Genomic DNA, 15627 nt, shown 5'->3' on the forward strand with positions numbered 1-15627 from the left:
AATCTGGTTCGGCAGCAGCTGGCTCAACACACCGCTGATCGGCACCGTCGTGATCAGCCAGTCCGCGTTGTTGCCGAGCGAAAAGGTGCTCGACTGGAAGATCACCGTCTTCGTGTTCGCGGTCGTCGCGATCAGCACATAAGTGCCGCCGTTGATATAGATCGAATCCTGGCCGCTCGCCGGCACCGCGTTCTTGAACGCGACCGCGGAGATCGTCGGTCCAACCGTGTTGACGTCGGTACCTTGCGGCACGATGTAGATATCCACGTTCTGCGCGTTGACGGTTGCATTGAACGCACGCACGCGCGCGCTGCTCGACAGCAAGCCCTTGTCGAACGGATCGTCGATCAGACCGATATCGGGCGTCAGGCCCGGCACCGCGAGCACCGTGTATTCATGGCCCTTCGCCACATCGGAAAACGACCCGCTCGCCAGCGGCGTGGTGGTGCCGGTCGCCGCATAGGCCACCGATGTCTGACCGGTGTTGACGTTAGCGAAGTTGGTGACCTGCTTGTAGCTGAGGTTGCCCTGCAGCACCGCGCCGTTCACCAGAAAGTCGACTGCGGGGCCACTCGGAATTGCGTGCACGAAACGCATCACCGGGTTCGTCAGGCCGAGTTCCTTGCCGACGTCATGGCCCGAGCCGCCGCAGGCCGCGAGCAGGGTCGCCGCGCTGCAAAGTGCTGCAATGGTTCGGATGAGCTTCATTTGCCACCTCTCTGATATGGGCTCGCGCCCAGTGATGTGCGGCATGCCGCGGGCGTCGACGTGCGACGCTCCGTCCGGACGGCGGCATGCCTTTTCGTATCCCTGATTGCGGCCGGTGCGGTGCGTTTTCGTTGCGCGCGACCGGGGTTCGCATGGTTCGGACGACCGGAATCAGCAATCGCTGTGCCGCGCGGATGCATGGCAAGACGCGCGCCGCTGCAATCCATTGGGCGTCAAGGGCTTGAGTTGTTTAGAAGTGTTCATCGGGAAGGCGCGTTGCGCGCGAGCCTGCGCAGTGCGACGCACGCCGGACGGCAGCCCGTGCGTGCGCCTTTACATCGGCAGTGCAGGCCTTACCAGGCGCTCATGAACCGGGCGTGCGCGCGCGTCGCCGGTAGTCGAACCAGAATGACAGCCCGACGCTGACGAGAATCACCGCGGTTGCGAGCACCGTCGAGCGCGTCACCGGTTCGCCGAGCAGCAGCGCGCCGAGCGCCACCGCCACCAGCGGATTCACGTACATGCAGCTGCTCGCGATGATCGGGCTCGTGTGGCGAATCAGATAGCCATACGCGACATACGCGGCCATCGTGCCGATCAGCATCAGATAGAGAAACGCGACGACGGGCAGAAAGTGCAGCTCGAGCATCCGCTCACCGGACACCCACGCGACCAACGTCGATACCGCACCGCCCAGGCCGATCTGCAGCGAGGTGGACAGGAACAGGTCGGACGGCAGTTTGAGGCGGCCGGCCAGATGCGCGCCGCCGGCCCAGAACAGTGCGCCGCATAGAATCGCGAGACTGCCGCCGGCCGAACCGGGGGACGTGTCGCCGTGGCTCAGGATCATGATGCCGACGAGGCCAAGGCCAACCGCGAACCACTCGCCACGCGCAATATGACGCCCGGCGACCGCCGCGATCACGGTGGCGAACAGCGGCACGGTCGCGACCATCACGGCCGCCGTGCCGGTGCCGACGGTGCGCATGCCGTACGCGAGCATGCCGCTCGACAGGCCGACCAGCATCGTGCCGACCAGCGCCGCGTTGCGCACCTGCTCGCCGGTAGGCAGCGGCGGCCGGCGGCGCACCGCGAAGATGAACAGGCCGACGCCGGCGAAGAAGTTGCGCAGGCCCGACATCAACAGCGGCGGGAACGAGCCGAGCGCGACGTGCACGCACAGATAGGTCGAGCCCCACACCACGTAAACCACCGCGAGCGCCAGCGCAATGCGGCCACCTGCGGACTGCGGCATCCTGAATGGGAAACCGCGCGGGAAACCGCCTGGAAAACGCCGCGGCAGATACTGCGATAAACGCTCGACGATCGACGCGAAGTTCAGCCGCATGACGCAGCCCCGCCGCAGCCGGTCGACCCACCGGGCCCGCTGCTGCAGGCTCCCGGTAACGGAACGGCTAACGCCGCGACGCGAACGGGCGCGGCGGCGGCAAGGCGAGCGAGGGGCAGACGCATGGCAGTAGAACGATAGGACGGCAGGCGGGAACAAATCCGGCAGATGCGCCGGCGGCCGGCGCAGCCGCAATTATGCAGTAACTGCCGCGCGTGCCGGCCGAAACAATCGTAACGAAGCGTCAATGATGAGCCACGTCCGTGGCATCGCGCAGAACAGGCTCGCGGGCTGCCGAACCCGCTACAACAGAATGCCGTTGCGGCATCCCGGTTCTTCAAACGTCAAACTTCAGGTTGCAAACCTCGAACCGTCACGCAGCGACGCGGAACCGCCGGCTCGCCGGCGGCGGTTCCGCGCGCAGCATGCTGCTTACTGGCTCATCGCGCCCGATGCCTCGTGGCCCATCGCGTCGCCCTTCTTCATCTTGCTGTCGTGCTTCATCTTGTCGCCCGACTTCGACATCTTGTCGTGCGACATCTTGTCTTTCGACATCGCATCTTTCGACATCGAATCGTGCGACATCGCGTCGTTCGACATTGCGCCGCTTGCCTGCGCGAACGCGGCCGTACCGCTCATCAGGAATGCTGCTGCAGCGGCTGCGAGTGCGATCTTCTTCATGGTTGACTCCGTGGGTTGGTCAGTAATGGGATGGGTGTATCACTTCGTGTGTGCTCACCGGCGCGTGCCGGGTGCTTTCCGAGGTTCCTGCTGCGCGGCGTATCAGCGTGCGCCGATGCCGCCGTGCATCAGGAGCCTCCGAACCAGTTGTAGCCCTGGTCGACCCAATAGCCGCCAGGATACGTATTCGTCACGAACATCTCGACAATGTGCTTCGGATTCTTGTAGCCGAGCTTGGTCGGCATGCGCAGCTTCATCGGGTAACCGTACTTCGCCGGCAAGCGCTCGCCATCGTAGTCGAAAGTCAGCAAGGTCTGCGGGTGCAGGGCCGTCGGCATGTCGATACTTTCGTAGTAGTTGTCCGCGCATTTGAAGCCGACGTACTTCGCCGTCGTGTCCGCGCCGACGCGCCGCAGGAAATCGCCGAACGACGTGCCGCCCCAATGGCCGATCGCGCTCCAGCCTTCCACGCAGATGTGCCGCGTGATCTGCTCGGTGTGCGGCAGCGCGTACAGCTCGGGCAACGTCCACGTGCGCTGGCCGGTGATGAGGCCGCTGAGTTTCAGGCGGTACGCGTCGCCGTTCACCTCGGGCACGTCGTCGATGCCGTAGAACGCATTGAACGGAAACGGCCGCGTGAGTTCCGCTTCGGTGTAGGTCGGCGCGAGTTGCTTCGGGTCGAACAGGAACGCCTGCGCGCGGTCGTTCAGCCGTGAAACCGCGGTCAGGAATGTGTTGACCGAGTCGTTGTCGGTGATCGAACAGCCGGTCAGCATCGCAAGGCCGCCCAGCGACAGCATCTGCTTGCCGAACAGGCGCCGCGACGGCATCGACAGTTCGCGCCGCGCGTCGATCAGGATCGCGTCGCGGTCGAGACCGGCGGGAAAGCGGCTGCGGCGCGTGGCGTCCGGCTTGCCGGCTGGTTTGTTGTCGGATTGGTTGCTCATCGTTTTACTCCTTAGCGTCCGCGCAGCATGGCCAGCAACGAGCGCGGCACCAGTGCGACCATCGCCAGATGCACGACGATGAACCCGGCCATCAGCGCCATCGCGCAGAAATGCACGATGCGCGCGTTGTCATAGCCGCCCATCAGGTCGCGCAGCAGCGGAAATTGCACCGACTTCCAGATCGCGAGGCCCGACAGCACCAGCACGATCAGGTCGGCGATCACGAACAGATACGCGAACTTCTGCACCGCGTTGTAATGACTCAGATCGGCGTGCGACAGCTTGCCGGTCAGCGCCGCGATGAAATCGCGCAACATCGCGCGCGGCGACAGCGGCAGGAACTTGCGCGCGAGACGCCCGCTCGCCAGATTCAGCGCGACATAGACGATGCCGTTGAACACCAGCAGCCACATCGCCGCGAAATGCCACTGCAGTGCGCCGCCCAGCCAGCCGCCAAGCGTCAGGTTCGACGGAATCGTGAAGCCGTGAAACACCGGCGACGCATCGTAGATGCGCCAGCCCGACAGCATCATGACGATCGCCGCGAGGGCGTTGAGCCAATGGCCGATGCGCACCCACAGCGGATGGACCGGGCGCGAACCGGTGGCGGGCGGCCTTGTCAGCTGCGCTTGCGCGTGAGGAGTTGCCATCAGACTCTCCGGGTTGGGGGTGGACGTTGTAATGCCTTTGCAAGCGACGCAGACCCGCTCACTGCCCTGCGCACCGCCGGCTCCACAGTCGGGATTTGCAGGTTTGTCGAGCGGCGTGCGCCGTTATGACAGCCGGATCGAAAATTTTTTGCCGTATGTTAGCGGTGCGCTTGCGGCGGCGCAGTAGTGCATTGGGATAACGGTCTAATGCCAATGGACACAAGACCGGCCACGGAACGGGTTGCAACGCGGGTTACAACGCGGTTGCCAAGCGCCACCCACCCAGGGTATCTTGTGCGCTGCTAACGCGGGGGTCCTGCGTTGCGCATCGTTGTCCGGCGGGCTGGTCGATTTCTGGGTCTAGCGCTCGAGGTCTGCAGCATCGCCATCAATATCGCGCAACGTGGGTGAGAAATACCCTTTGAACCTGATCTGGATAATGCCAGCGCAGGGAAGCGTTCGGGTCTCGCAGCCAGTAGCCAGTAGTAACCGAACCAGCAGCGCGAACCCGTCCCACTTCCTCTCGTCTCCCGTGTAGCCCAACCCAAGGTGGTCCCGCTACAAGGAGAGACATATGAACGCCAACCCGAAGTTCATTTCCGCCGATGCGCACGTCGACGCAGCCGCGGTCGCGCCGCTGCCGAATTCGCGCAAGGTCTACGTGACCGGCTCGCAACCCGACATCCGCGTGCCGATGCGTGAAATCACGCAGTCGGATACGCCGACCGGCTTCGGCGGCGAGAAGAACCCGCCGGTCTACGTGTACGACACGTCCGGCCCGTACACCGACCCCGACGCACACATCGACATCCGCGCCGGCCTGCCCGCGCTGCGCCAGCGCTGGATCGAAACGCGCGGCGACACCGAGGCGCTGCCCGGTCTGTCGAGCGATTTCAGCCGCGAGCGTGCCGCCGATACCGCCACCGAGCAACTGCGCTTCCCCGGCCTGCACCGCACGCCGCGCCGCGCGGTAGCGGGCGCGAACGTGTCGCAGATGCACTACGCGCGCAAAGGCATCATCACGCCGGAAATGGAATACATCGCGATCCGCGAAAACCAGCGGCGTGCGGAGTATCTCGAGAGCGTGCGTAACAGCGGCCCGACCGGCGCCAAGCTCGCCGAGATGATGGGCCGCCAGCACCCGGGCCAGGCATTCGGCGCGGCAGCGTTCGGTGCGAACGCGCCGAAGGAAATCACGCCCGAATTCGTGCGTGACGAAGTGGCGCGCGGCCGCGCGATCATTCCGTCGAACATCAATCACCCGGAATGCGAGCCGATGATCATCGGCCGCAATTTCCTCGTGAAGATCAACGCGAACATCGGCAATTCAGCGGTCACGTCGTCGATCGGCGAGGAAGTCGACAAGATGACGTGGGCAATCCGCTGGGGTGGCGACACGGTGATGGATCTGTCGACCGGCAAGCACATTCATGAAACGCGCGAATGGATCATCCGCAACAGCCCGGTGCCGATCGGCACGGTGCCGATCTATCAGGCGCTCGAGAAGGTGAACGGCAAGGCTGAAGATCTGACGTGGGAAATGTTCCGCGACACGCTGATCGAACAGGCCGAGCAAGGCGTCGACTACTTTACGATTCACGCCGGCGTGCGTCTGCAATACGTGCCGCTCACGGCCAAGCGGATGACCGGCATTGTGTCGCGCGGCGGCTCGATCATGGCGAAGTGGTGTCTCGCGCATCATCGCGAAAGCTTCCTGTATGAGCATTTCGAAGAGATCTGCGAAATCATGAAGGCGTACGACGTGAGCTTCTCGCTCGGCGACGGCCTGCGTCCCGGCTCGATCTACGATGCGAACGACGAAGCGCAGCTCGGCGAACTGAAGACGCTCGGCGAGCTCACGCAGATCGCGTGGAAGCACGACGTGCAGGTGATGATCGAAGGCCCGGGCCACGTGCCGATGCAGCTGATCAAGGAGAACATGGACCTGCAGCTGGAATGGTGCGACGAAGCGCCGTTCTATACGCTCGGACCGTTGACTACCGACATCGCGCCGGGCTACGACCACATCACGTCGGGGATCGGCGCCGCGATGATCGGCTGGTTCGGCACCGCGATGCTGTGCTACGTGACGCCGAAGGAGCATCTCGGCTTGCCGAACAAGGACGACGTGAAGGAAGGCATCATCACGTACAAGCTGGCGGCGCACGCGGCCGACCTGGCCAAGGGCCATCCGGGCGCGCAGGTACGCGATAACGCGCTGTCGAAGGCGCGCTTCGAATTCCGCTGGGAAGACCAGTTCAATCTCGGCCTCGATCCGGACAAGGCGCGCGAGTTCCACGACGAAACGCTGCCGAAGGATTCGGCGAAGGTCGCGCACTTCTGCTCGATGTGCGGTCCGCACTTCTGCTCGATGAAGATTACGCAGGACGTGCGCGAGTTCGCGGCGCAACAGGGCGTGAGCGAAAGCGATGCGCTGCAGAAAGGGATGGAAGTGAAGGCGGTCGAATTCATCAAGAGTGGCGCGGAAATCTATCAGCGGCAATAAGCGCGCATTGCGCTGAAGTATCTCGCAAAGCGGTAAAAAGCGGCCTGCACGTTTAACGACGTGCAGGCTTTTTTTGCATCTTTCTCAGGTGTGACAAGCAATCTTTGCGGCCCTGCGCGCAGCGCGAAACATTTGATTACGGAACCCACATTTCGCTGACAACGCCATACATCCGGATACCCGCTCACGCCATACCATCGGTTGCATGGGCTTTAGCGTTGCGCCTGCGCTGTGTCAGGCACGTTGCTTGCCCCACCGTAATAATCAAAGGGAATGAAAGGAGCGCAATCGTGAATACGTTCAAGCGAATTGGAGTGTGGGCGGCCATTGCCGCAGCGGTGGCAAGCCTCGGAGCATGCGGAGATATGTCGCGCAGCACGCGCGATACGGCGATCGGCGCAGGCGTGGGCGGCGCGGCGGGCGCGGCGATTGGCGGCAGTGCGCTTTCGACTGTCGGCGGTGCTGCAGCAGGTGGGCTGATCGGCCACGAAGTCGGCAAGTAAGCCGCAAGCAACAGCACAAGCAGCGCGCCCGGATGAGCAGACTGGGCCGCGCAGCCACGGTCACGGCCGATCTTTTGCAACGCTGTGAAATATGCAGTTACCAGTTTGCAACCCGGCCCTTTGGGTGCTGACGTAAGCTCGACAGACAATGCGCGCCGTCTGCGATGACAGCGCGACGACCACCTGGGAGCACGTCATGAATCCGTTTTCGACAGCGGCGCGCGTGAGCGGCGTCGCTGTTTTATTGAGCCTTGCCGGCTGCTATTACGTGCCCGGCTATTATCCTTCCGGCTACTACGGTGCCTATCCCACTGCGCCGCCGCTCGCGACGCAGCCCGGTGCGCCGAACGGTGCGATGGACGATGGCCCCGATGCGCCGCCCACCTCGGTCGATCCGCGCGCCGCCGCACAGGCACAACGCGGCGCGCCCTCGTCATCGACTGCGCCGCCGTCTGGTTATGCGGCTGCGCCACCGTCGGGTTATGCGGCCGCACCGCCGCCTCCCGTTTATGCAGCGCCGGCCTATCCCGCGTATTACCCTGCTTATCCTGCGTACCCCGCGTATTACGGGTGGCCCGGCTGGTGGGGTCCGTCGGTATCGGTGGGCTTCGGTTACTGGGGCGGATGGCACGGTGGCGGCGGCTGGCATGGCGGTGGCTGGCACGGCCATCATTGATCATTCAACGTCGCATTTGCGCGCTGCCTGAAGCGAGCGCAAATGCGGCGCGCCAGTGCATCGCATTTGCGTTATTTCGACTCCCATCTCGCTTTAACCCGTCGAATCATTCAACTTCATTACAAACAAAATACGCGTCGCCGACAGACGGGCAAGTTGGACAAACTGGTCACGCATTTCGCGGTAGTTTCCCTATTGACTGCATTTATGTGATCTCTATGCTTGCGGTAGTTTGTGCAATGCCCGTTTAAATGACAGCCCGGCGCTGAAGGAGACCAGCGGCGCCGTCGCCATCCGCTCTGCTATACCCGACTCGCCGTGTTCATGCGCGGTCAGCGCAGAAGCACGTCGAAGTCAAAACTCATAAGAAGGAGACGTGATGTTTCATCAGCTGTTGACGCCTATTGGTAGTTCGTTGTTGCCGTCATTCCTCGTTGCTGTGTTACCTATTTTCGTCGTACTCGTGCTGCTTGGCTGGGCACGTCGTCCGGCATGGCAGGCGTCGCTGGCCGGACTGGTCGTCGGTCTCATCATCGCAATCGTCGGCTGGCAGTTTCCGGTCAGCCTCGCGATCAACTCGGTCGTTGCCGGCGCGGTGTTCGCGTGCTGGCCGGTGATGTGGATCGTGGTCACCGCGATCCTGCTGTACAACATCTCGGTGCGCTCGGGGCGCTTCGACGCGTTCCGCATGTGGATGATGGACAACCTGCCGAACGATCGCCGTATCGTGCTGGTGGTAGTCGGCTTTTCGTTCGGTGCGCTGCTCGAGGGCATCTCCGGCTTCGGCACGCCGATCGCGATCACCAGTTCGCTGCTGATCATGCTCGGCTTCCCGACGCTCGAAGCGCTGACCTTCACGCTGATCTTCAATACCGCACCGGTCGCGTTCGGCGCGCTCGGCGTGCCGATCACGGTGCTCGGCGCGGTGACCCACCTGCCCGCCGACAAGCTCGGCATGATGGTCGGCCGCCAGTTGCCGTTCTTCGCGTTCCTGCTGCCGTTCTACGTGATGACCGTGTATGCCGGCTTTCGCAACATGCTGCGCGTGTGGCCGGTGCTTTTCGTATCCGGCGCCAGCTTCGCGCTCACGCAGTTCGTCACGTCGAACTACATCAACTACAGCCTGACCGATGTGTTGTCTTCGCTGGTGTCGCTGGTCGTCACGATCCTGTTCCTGCGCGTGTGGCGTCCCGCGGTCGATCCGAAGTTCGCGATCAACGTCGATCGCGCCAACCAGCAGCGCGGCAAGATCAGCGGCATCCAGGGCTGGTACCCGTGGCTGATCGTGTCGGCGGTGGTGATTATCTGGACCGTCGCGAAGGTGTTCCTGATCGGCGACATCAAGGTACCGTGGCCGGGCCTGCACAACGCCGTGTTCATCACGCTGTATAACCAGCCGTATGGCGCGATCTGGGACTTCCAGCCGCTTGCCACCGGTACCGCGATTCTGGTCGCCGCGATCATCACGTCGTTCGTGGTCGGCCTGAAGCCGTCCGAGTTCGTCCGCGCGATCGTCGATACGTGGGTGCAGACGCGCATCGCGATCTTCACCGTCGCGACCATCGTCGGGCTTGCGTATCTGATGAACTACTCGGGGCTCAACTACACGCTGGGTCTCGGCGTTGCGTCGGTCGGCGCATTCTTCCCGCTGGTGTCCGCGTTCCTCGGCTGGGTGGCCGTGTTCCTGTCCGGCAGCGATACGTCGGGCAATGCGCTGTTCGGCAACCTGCAGGTGGTGGCCGCGAACCAGCTGAACCTGAACCCGATCCTGATGGCCGCGACCAACTCGTCGGGCGGTGTGATGGGCAAGATGATCTCGCCGCAAAACATCTCGACCGGCGTGGCGACCACCGAGCTCAAGGGCAAGGAAGGCGTCGTGTTCGCGAAGACCTTCAAGCATTCGATCTTTCTGACGGTCGTGCTTGGCGTGCTGGTGTGGCTGCAGCAGAATTATCTGCAAGGGATGATTCCGCACTGAGGTGGTTTGCTGCGTGGCGCGGCGGCCTGGCCGCGTCGCGTCGGGCTACGCTACGCTGCATGGCGTTACGTTACGCTGCGTGAACGTGTGAACGCATAAGCGCATGACGCACGCACATCCCGCAACGCAATTCCAACGGGCGACATCGCAACGATGTCGCCCGTTGTGTTTTCGGCAGGCCTGATTGCAGCGTCAAAACCTGCTTCTCCTAGCTGGCTCCCGCTTCTTGCCATTTCATTCCGCATTGAACTATCCGCTCGTACGCCGGTGCTACCATGCGTTGCGCATCGCGACTCAACCGCGCGCGACGCCCGCTCAATGACCGCGCAAAACATCGTTCAACTGCTGATTCTCGCCGCGCTGTGGGGCGCGTCGTTCCTGTTCATCCGCATCGGTGTCGTCGAGTTCGGCGTCGCACCGCTGATGGCGCTGCGCGTCGGCATCGGCGCGCTGTTTCTGCTGGTCGTGCTGGCAGTGCGCCGGCCGCTTGCCACCGCGCTCGGTACGATGCGCAAGCGCGCGTGGCCGCTTGCCGTGGTCGGCGTGCTGAATTCGGCCGCGCCGTTCTGCCTGTTCGCGTATGCAGAGCTCACGCTGTCGGCGGGTGCCACTTCGGTGATCAATGCGGCGACCCCGCTGTTCGGCGCGCTCGTCGCGTTTCTGTGGCTGAAGGATCGGCTCACCGCGCTGCGCACCATCGGGCTGGCAGTCGGTTTTGCCGGCGTGCTGATGCTGGTGTGGGACCAGATCGCCGCGCCCGACGGCAGCGGCGCAGCACCAGCGACCACGGCGCTCGCCGCGCTCGCCGCGCTTGGCGCGACGCTGCTGTACGGCATTGCGGCAAGCTACACGAAGCGGCATTTGATGGGGGTCGATGCGCTGACGGTCGCCACCGGCACGATGCTCGGTGCGACGCTCGTGCTGCTGCCGCTCGCACTCGCGCAGTGGCCGGCCGCACCGGTGTCGCTGCACGCATGGGCTGCCGTGCTCGCGCTCGGCGTGGGCTGCACCGGCATCGCGTACATGCTGTTCTTCCACCTGATCGCGGTCGCCGGGCCGGCGCGTGCGATTACCGTCACGTTCGTGATTCCGGTGTTCGGCATCCTGTGGGGCGCGATGTTTCTCGGCGAACACGTGTCCGTCGGCATGCTCGAGGGCTGCGCGGTGATTCTGGCCGGCACGGCGCTGGCAACCGGTGTGATCAAACGCGTGGGGGGCTTCGGCTCACGCAGCGCCGTGGCGGGCGCGGCGGACAGTGCAGAGCACAAAAAAAACAGCCCGCACCCATCCGGGGTGCGGGCAAAACCATCGCCCTACGAGGAATAGGCGATGGGGCCATCGTGGCGCACGCGTTACGCGGGCGCCGTCGAGCGGATTGCCGATCCGGCTCGTGTGTCTGTTTCCCAATCGCTCCCTGAATGCCTGTCGTTTTTCGATTGGGTTGCCTGCATCCGGCCTATGCTGTCCGGCGCATGCTGCACGGCTGGTGTTACGGCTCAGCCGTTACTGCGGCGTTACGTGTTACGGGTGACGTGACGTCGCGAAACCCCGTTAGCCTTCGGTATTCACGTCGTGGCGCGCCACGCGCGACGTGCGCAACTCGTGCGTCGCGAGTGCCGCCCCATACGCCACCGCAAGCGCCAGCAGGCTTGCCGCCCATGTCCAGCAGGGAATGATGTCGTTCATCGCAGGTCTCCTTTCGTTTGGTCTGCCTCTGTATAAGCAAGAGGTGTGCAAGCTTTCGCGCTGCTATCACCGTCCAGATGAAAAAAGCCGCGTGACGTTTCCGTCACGCGGCCTTTCTACCGGTTCGGCCGCTTATCGGCGCGGCCCGCTACCCATGCAGCTTTAGTGCAACTGATCGGCCATCAGCGACATGATCTGCTTCGCCTGCGACGACGCATCGAGCGCACCCTTGTCGTCCACCACCGCCACACGCGTCTGGTTCGGCGTGATGGCGCGGACGTTCACCAGGTACTGCTTCGCGACCTTCTCCTTGCGGCCATGGAAAATCTGGCTCCAGAAGCCCTGTTCGGCCGAGGTCATGTCTTTCGGATCGACATAGCGGACGAAGTACAGGCCACGCGTGCGATCGCGATCGTCGACGGTGAAGTTGCTGCGGTCGAGCGCGAGGCCGACGCGCAGCCATGCGCGATCGTACGGCTCGCCGAGCGTCAGCTCGTCCGACGACATCTGTGCCGAGATATCCGAATTGCCGGCGGCGCCCGCGGGCGCTTGCGGCAGCGGCGTCTGCGCAGACAGCGCGACGTTCTGCGCGGCGGTAGCGGCAGCCGCCGAATTCGCAGCCGCGGCAGCATTCGGTGCCGTTTGCGTACCGGCCGGCGACAGCGATGCGTTCTGGATCTCGCCCGCCTTCGCACGCGATTGCGCGACCGAAATCGACGCCATCAGCCGCTTCAGGTATTCCGCTTCGAGTGCCGGATCGTTCGGCTTCGCGACCCACGAGCTGCTGTCGTTGTTCGCGCCGCTCAGTTGCTCGCGCAGGCCTTTCTGGCTGACGAACACATAGGTGCCGCCGTTCGGCGCGGACTCGAGACGGGTGCGGTACTTGTTGCGCTCGGCCGTTACGTACGAGTTGCCCATCGCCTTCGACAGCGTGCCACGGATAAAGCCGTCGTTGATCGCCGGATGGGTTTCGTTCCAGTCGGTTTCCATCACGCCCTTGTCGCGCTGGTCGACCACCAGCAGGAAGCCCTGCTCCTGCCAGAAGCGGCGGATTTGCGGCCAGACCTGGTCGGGCGATTCGTTGTCGACCACCAGCCAGCTCTCGGTGCCGTCGCGCTGGATATGCAGGCCGGTGACGGCCGGCACCACCGCCGCTTCGGGCGGCGCGGTACTTTGCACCTGTTGCAGCGTGGACAGCGAGGTCTGGCCGTTCTGGGGCGGCAGCGAACGCTGATCGGGCGTTTCGTCGATCAGGTTCGGTGGTATGGCGAGCGACACCTCCTTCGATTTCTGGTCGCTTTTATAGTCGATTTTGGTCGGCGACGACGTGCCGCAGCCGGCAACCAGCCCGCCTGCCATCAGCATTACTGCGAACCGCTTGGTAAGACGAAGATCTGTCATGTTCGGGGAATCCTTCCGCTACGCCACGGCCGTGTCCGTGGATCAACCCGCTATTTTACCGGTCCGGCGCGCTCAGGTGCAAAAACTAAGCTTTCGGGTGATTTGAACCTTGCCCGACACTGCTTTGCAAAGCTTGCGCGAGCAAGCGCGCGAGTGCGTCCGCAAGCGCAACCGCGAGCCATGGCAGGTTCGAAACAATCGCAATCGCTTGCCCAGATTTAACAATCGGCAAGCTTGTCGCTGCAGCGTAGGCCCGCTCTCACCGCGCGCTCAACCCCCTTGTTTTCTCGAAATATTCGCCGCTTTGCCTCATGCCCTTCGCGACCCGCGACGGGCGCCGGTCTGCGCGCGGTTGATTGATCGGACAAACCCGGTGCTATCTTGAATTAACGATCTCAAAAAGTTAGGACCCCGCTCAAAGGAGCCGCGATGAACTCCGTCCTGCTGCATCGTTTCGCTGCGCCAGCCGCACGCGCGGCGCTGGCGCTGACGTTAGCGGCCCTGCTGCCGGCTGCCGCGCCGACCGCCCATGCGCAGCTCGGCGGCACCATGCCGGCGGTGGCGCCGGCGGGCAGCGCGCCGGTTGCCAACCATCTGCTCGATGCCAGCGTGCGTGTGCGTGGCTGGACCGACGAAGGCGGCACCACGATTCACGAATACGCAGCGGCCGACGGCCTGATCTTCGCGTACACGTGGCAAGGCCCGACGATGCCCGACCTGCACCGGCTGCTCGGCGCCTACCTCGCGTCTTACCGTGTGAAGGCCGACGCGCAGCGCGAAGCGCGCGGCAGCCTGCACGCGTCGCGCGTCGCCCAACCGGACGTGGTGGTCGATTCCGGCGGGCAAATGCGCAGCTACGTCGGCCGCGCCTGGCTGCCGGGCGCGCTGCCGCCGGGCGTGTCACCCGCTGAACTGCGCTGAGGGAGAACTGCCGTGCGTAAATTGGTCAGCTTTTGGGTTGGCTCGCTGGTTGCCTCGCGTGTTGGCTTGTGGGCTACCCCGGGGACTGCATCGCGGGTTGCTTCGTGGACCGCCGCGTGGACAGTCTCGCTGGTTGCCTCATCGGTCTCCCCGTGGACTGCCTCGCGGATTGCCTCATCGGTCGCCCCGTGGACTGCCTCGCGGATTGCCTCATCGGTCACCTCGCGGACTGCCTCGATCCGGCGCTGGTTGGGTGCCACCTGCATCGCTAGCGCCGCTCGCGCGGCGCCGTCGCTGGTCACGCTTGCTGTCTGCGCCGCGTCGCTTGGACTAGCCGGATGTGGCGGCGGCGGTAGCGACCCTGTCGTGGCGAGCTCGCCGCCCGTCGCCGCCGCCCCTCCGCCCGCTGTCGCGCCCACCGGCAGCGACGGCGCCGCGACGCCGGCGATCCCGCAATCGACCACGCCGAATGTGCAGCCGATCAAGGTCAGCGCGCTGCCGACGCGCGTGCGCAACATGCTGACGACGAGCGTCACCGTCTGCGTGCCCGGCACGTCGAACTGCGCAACGATCGACAGCGTGCAGGTCGACACCGGTTCGCAGGGCCTGCGTCTGCTCGCATCGGCGCTGCCGGCCTCGCTCGTGCTGCCGCAGTTGCCGGCCGGCGGTGCGGACGGCGCAAGCGGCACGAGCGGTGAATGTGCGGTGTTCGGCACCGGCTACACATGGGGCGCGGTGCGCATCGCCGACGTGCGGATGGCCGGCCAGGTGGCCGCCGCATTGCCGGTACAGCTGATCGCCGATCCGGCATTGCCCGCCGTTCCCGCAGACTGCGCACGCTCCGGTCCGGCGATGACGACCCCCAGCGCATTGCGCGTGAACGGCATTCTCGGCGTCGGCCTGTTCGCGGTCGATTGCGGCAGCGCGTGCGTCAATGGCGCGCCGCCGCGCTGGTATTACGCGTGCGATGCGAGCGGCGCCTGCACGCCGGGTTCGCAGCCGCTCGCGGCGCAGGTCGCGAATCCGGTCAGCCGCTTTGCGGCCGACAACAACGGCGTGGTGATCGATCTGCCCAGCGTCGCCGATGAAGGTGCGCCGCAGGTCGAAGGCTCGCTGATTTTCGGCATCGGCACGCAAGCGAACAACACGCTCGCCGGCACCACCGTGCTGAAAGCCAATGCGCAGACCGGCTATGTGACGACCGTCGCGAACGGTCAGAGCTGGTCGCTGAGCTTTCTGGATAGCGGCTCGAATGGCATGTTCATTCCGGATCTTGGTTTGCCTCAGTGTGGGGTGTGGTTTTGTCCGCCCGTCGAGCAGACGCTGACCGCTACGCTGCAAGGCAACGATGGCACTGCTGTGACGCTTGCGTTTCCGGTCGGCAATGCGCAGACGCTGCTGGGTTCGTCGAACAACGCGTTCGACAATCTCGCGGGGTTCTCCAGCACGATGTTCGACTGGGGGCTGCCATTTTTCTTCGGCAGGCGTGTGTATACGGCGATCGAAGCGCGCGCGACTCCAGCTGGGAAAGGACCGTTTTACGCTTTCTGACTCGCGCGGCAGCCGCGCGACGGTAGATCCGCTGGGGGTTGCCCGCTGCGACGCTGAAAACACCGCCCGTA

Annotated in this window: 14 protein-coding genes; 7 read left to right on the forward strand and 7 right to left on the reverse strand. The window is 64.2% G+C overall.

Going from position 1 to position 15627, the window contains the following annotated elements:
• From ACYVNQ_RS10950 to ACYVNQ_RS10970, 5 genes are all read right to left on the reverse strand, one after another.
• On the reverse strand, positions 1–708 hold a 708-nt coding region (locus tag ACYVNQ_RS10950), incomplete at its 3' end, for a DUF4397 domain-containing protein (RefSeq protein WP_460902498.1).
• Positions 709–1072: 364 nt separating this feature from the next.
• The gene (locus ACYVNQ_RS10955; protein WP_460902695.1) at positions 1073–1963 is read right to left on the reverse strand and encodes an EamA family transporter; all 891 of its coding nucleotides are present in this window, start codon (positions 1961–1963) and stop codon (positions 1073–1075) included.
• A 525-nt stretch (positions 1964–2488) separates the two neighbouring features.
• The gene (locus ACYVNQ_RS10960; protein ID WP_460902499.1) at positions 2489–2737 is read right to left on the reverse strand and encodes a pentapeptide MXKDX repeat protein; all 249 of its coding nucleotides are present in this window, start codon (positions 2735–2737) and stop codon (positions 2489–2491) included.
• 128 nt (positions 2738–2865) lie between these two features.
• The gene (locus ACYVNQ_RS10965; RefSeq protein WP_460902500.1) at positions 2866–3684 is read right to left on the reverse strand and encodes a molybdopterin-dependent oxidoreductase; all 819 of its coding nucleotides are present in this window, start codon (positions 3682–3684) and stop codon (positions 2866–2868) included.
• Between the two features lie 11 nt (positions 3685–3695).
• A complete protein-coding gene (locus tag ACYVNQ_RS10970) occupies positions 3696–4334 on the reverse strand; it encodes a cytochrome b/b6 domain-containing protein (protein WP_460902501.1) in 639 nt (212 codons plus the stop codon).
• Positions 4335–4908: 574 nt separating this feature from the next.
• On the opposite strand from ACYVNQ_RS10970, the gene thiC reads away from it, so the two are divergent.
• The 5 genes from thiC (at position 4909) to ACYVNQ_RS10995 (ending at position 11323) form a co-directional block, all read left to right on the forward strand.
• Positions 4909–6840, forward strand: coding sequence for a phosphomethylpyrimidine synthase ThiC (gene thiC / locus ACYVNQ_RS10975; protein WP_460902502.1), 1932 nt, complete (start codon positions 4909–4911; stop codon positions 6838–6840).
• A gap of 290 nt (positions 6841–7130) precedes the next feature.
• On the forward strand, positions 7131–7343 hold the full coding sequence (locus ACYVNQ_RS10980; protein WP_460902503.1) for a glycine zipper 2TM domain-containing protein: 213 nt from the start codon (positions 7131–7133) through the stop codon (positions 7341–7343).
• A gap of 196 nt (positions 7344–7539) precedes the next feature.
• The gene (locus tag ACYVNQ_RS10985; RefSeq protein ID WP_460902504.1) at positions 7540–8019 is read left to right on the forward strand and encodes a hypothetical protein; all 480 of its coding nucleotides are present in this window, start codon (positions 7540–7542) and stop codon (positions 8017–8019) included.
• Positions 8020–8398: 379 nt separating this feature from the next.
• Entirely contained in the window at positions 8399–9997 is a 1599-nt protein-coding gene (locus ACYVNQ_RS10990) for an L-lactate permease (protein ID WP_460902505.1), read from the forward strand.
• Between the two features lie 318 nt (positions 9998–10315).
• On the forward strand, positions 10316–11323 hold the full coding sequence (locus tag ACYVNQ_RS10995; RefSeq protein WP_460902506.1) for a DMT family transporter: 1008 nt from the start codon (positions 10316–10318) through the stop codon (positions 11321–11323).
• A 225-nt stretch (positions 11324–11548) separates the two neighbouring features.
• Here the strand turns inward: ACYVNQ_RS10995 and ACYVNQ_RS11000 are convergent, their stop codons facing one another.
• Positions 11549–11683 carry a hypothetical protein gene (locus tag ACYVNQ_RS11000; RefSeq protein WP_460902507.1) on the reverse strand — a complete coding sequence of 45 codons (135 nt, stop codon included), beginning with the start codon at positions 11681–11683 and terminating at the stop codon, positions 11549–11551.
• A gap of 162 nt (positions 11684–11845) precedes the next feature.
• Positions 11846–13084, reverse strand: coding sequence for an outer membrane protein assembly factor BamC (gene bamC / locus ACYVNQ_RS11005; RefSeq protein ID WP_460902508.1), 1239 nt, complete (start codon positions 13082–13084; stop codon positions 11846–11848).
• A 429-nt stretch (positions 13085–13513) separates the two neighbouring features.
• On the opposite strand from bamC, the gene ACYVNQ_RS11010 reads away from it, so the two are divergent.
• Both ACYVNQ_RS11010 and ACYVNQ_RS11015 read left to right on the forward strand, forming a co-directional pair.
• Positions 13514–14005 carry a DUF2844 domain-containing protein gene (locus ACYVNQ_RS11010; protein WP_460902509.1) on the forward strand — a complete coding sequence of 164 codons (492 nt, stop codon included), beginning with the start codon at positions 13514–13516 and terminating at the stop codon, positions 14003–14005.
• 249 nt (positions 14006–14254) lie between these two features.
• Positions 14255–15556: a DUF3443 domain-containing protein gene (locus ACYVNQ_RS11015; protein ID WP_460902510.1), complete on the forward strand. Its 1302-nt coding sequence runs from the start codon at positions 14255–14257 to the stop codon at positions 15554–15556.
• Positions 15557–15627 lie beyond the last annotated feature (71 nt).

The sequence above is a fragment of the Paraburkholderia jirisanensis genome, assembly GCF_054782355.1.

Excerpts from the sequence above, each read along its gene's own strand:
- ACYVNQ_RS10970 (WP_460902501.1), bottom strand. The coding sequence starts at position 4,334 with ATGGCAACTCCTCACGCGCAAGCGCAGCTGACAAGGCCGCCCGCCACC.
- ACYVNQ_RS10965 (WP_460902500.1), bottom strand. The coding sequence starts at position 3,684 with ATGAGCAACCAATCCGACAACAAACCAGCCGGCAAGCCGGACGCCACG.
- ACYVNQ_RS11010 (WP_460902509.1), top strand. The coding sequence starts at position 13,514 with ATGAACTCCGTCCTGCTGCATCGTTTCGCTGCGCCAGCCGCACGCGCG.
- ACYVNQ_RS11000 (WP_460902507.1), bottom strand. The coding sequence starts at position 11,683 with ATGAACGACATCATTCCCTGCTGGACATGGGCGGCAAGCCTGCTGGCG.
- ACYVNQ_RS10995 (WP_460902506.1), top strand. The coding sequence starts at position 10,316 with ATGACCGCGCAAAACATCGTTCAACTGCTGATTCTCGCCGCGCTGTGG.
- ACYVNQ_RS10990 (WP_460902505.1), top strand. The coding sequence starts at position 8,399 with ATGTTTCATCAGCTGTTGACGCCTATTGGTAGTTCGTTGTTGCCGTCA.
- ACYVNQ_RS10985 (WP_460902504.1), top strand. The coding sequence starts at position 7,540 with ATGAATCCGTTTTCGACAGCGGCGCGCGTGAGCGGCGTCGCTGTTTTA.
- thiC (WP_460902502.1), top strand. The coding sequence starts at position 4,909 with ATGAACGCCAACCCGAAGTTCATTTCCGCCGATGCGCACGTCGACGCA.
- bamC (WP_460902508.1), bottom strand. The coding sequence starts at position 13,084 with ATGACAGATCTTCGTCTTACCAAGCGGTTCGCAGTAATGCTGATGGCA.
- ACYVNQ_RS10955 (WP_460902695.1), bottom strand. The coding sequence starts at position 1,963 with ATGCCGCAGTCCGCAGGTGGCCGCATTGCGCTGGCGCTCGCGGTGGTT.
- ACYVNQ_RS10960 (WP_460902499.1), bottom strand. The coding sequence starts at position 2,737 with ATGAAGAAGATCGCACTCGCAGCCGCTGCAGCAGCATTCCTGATGAGC.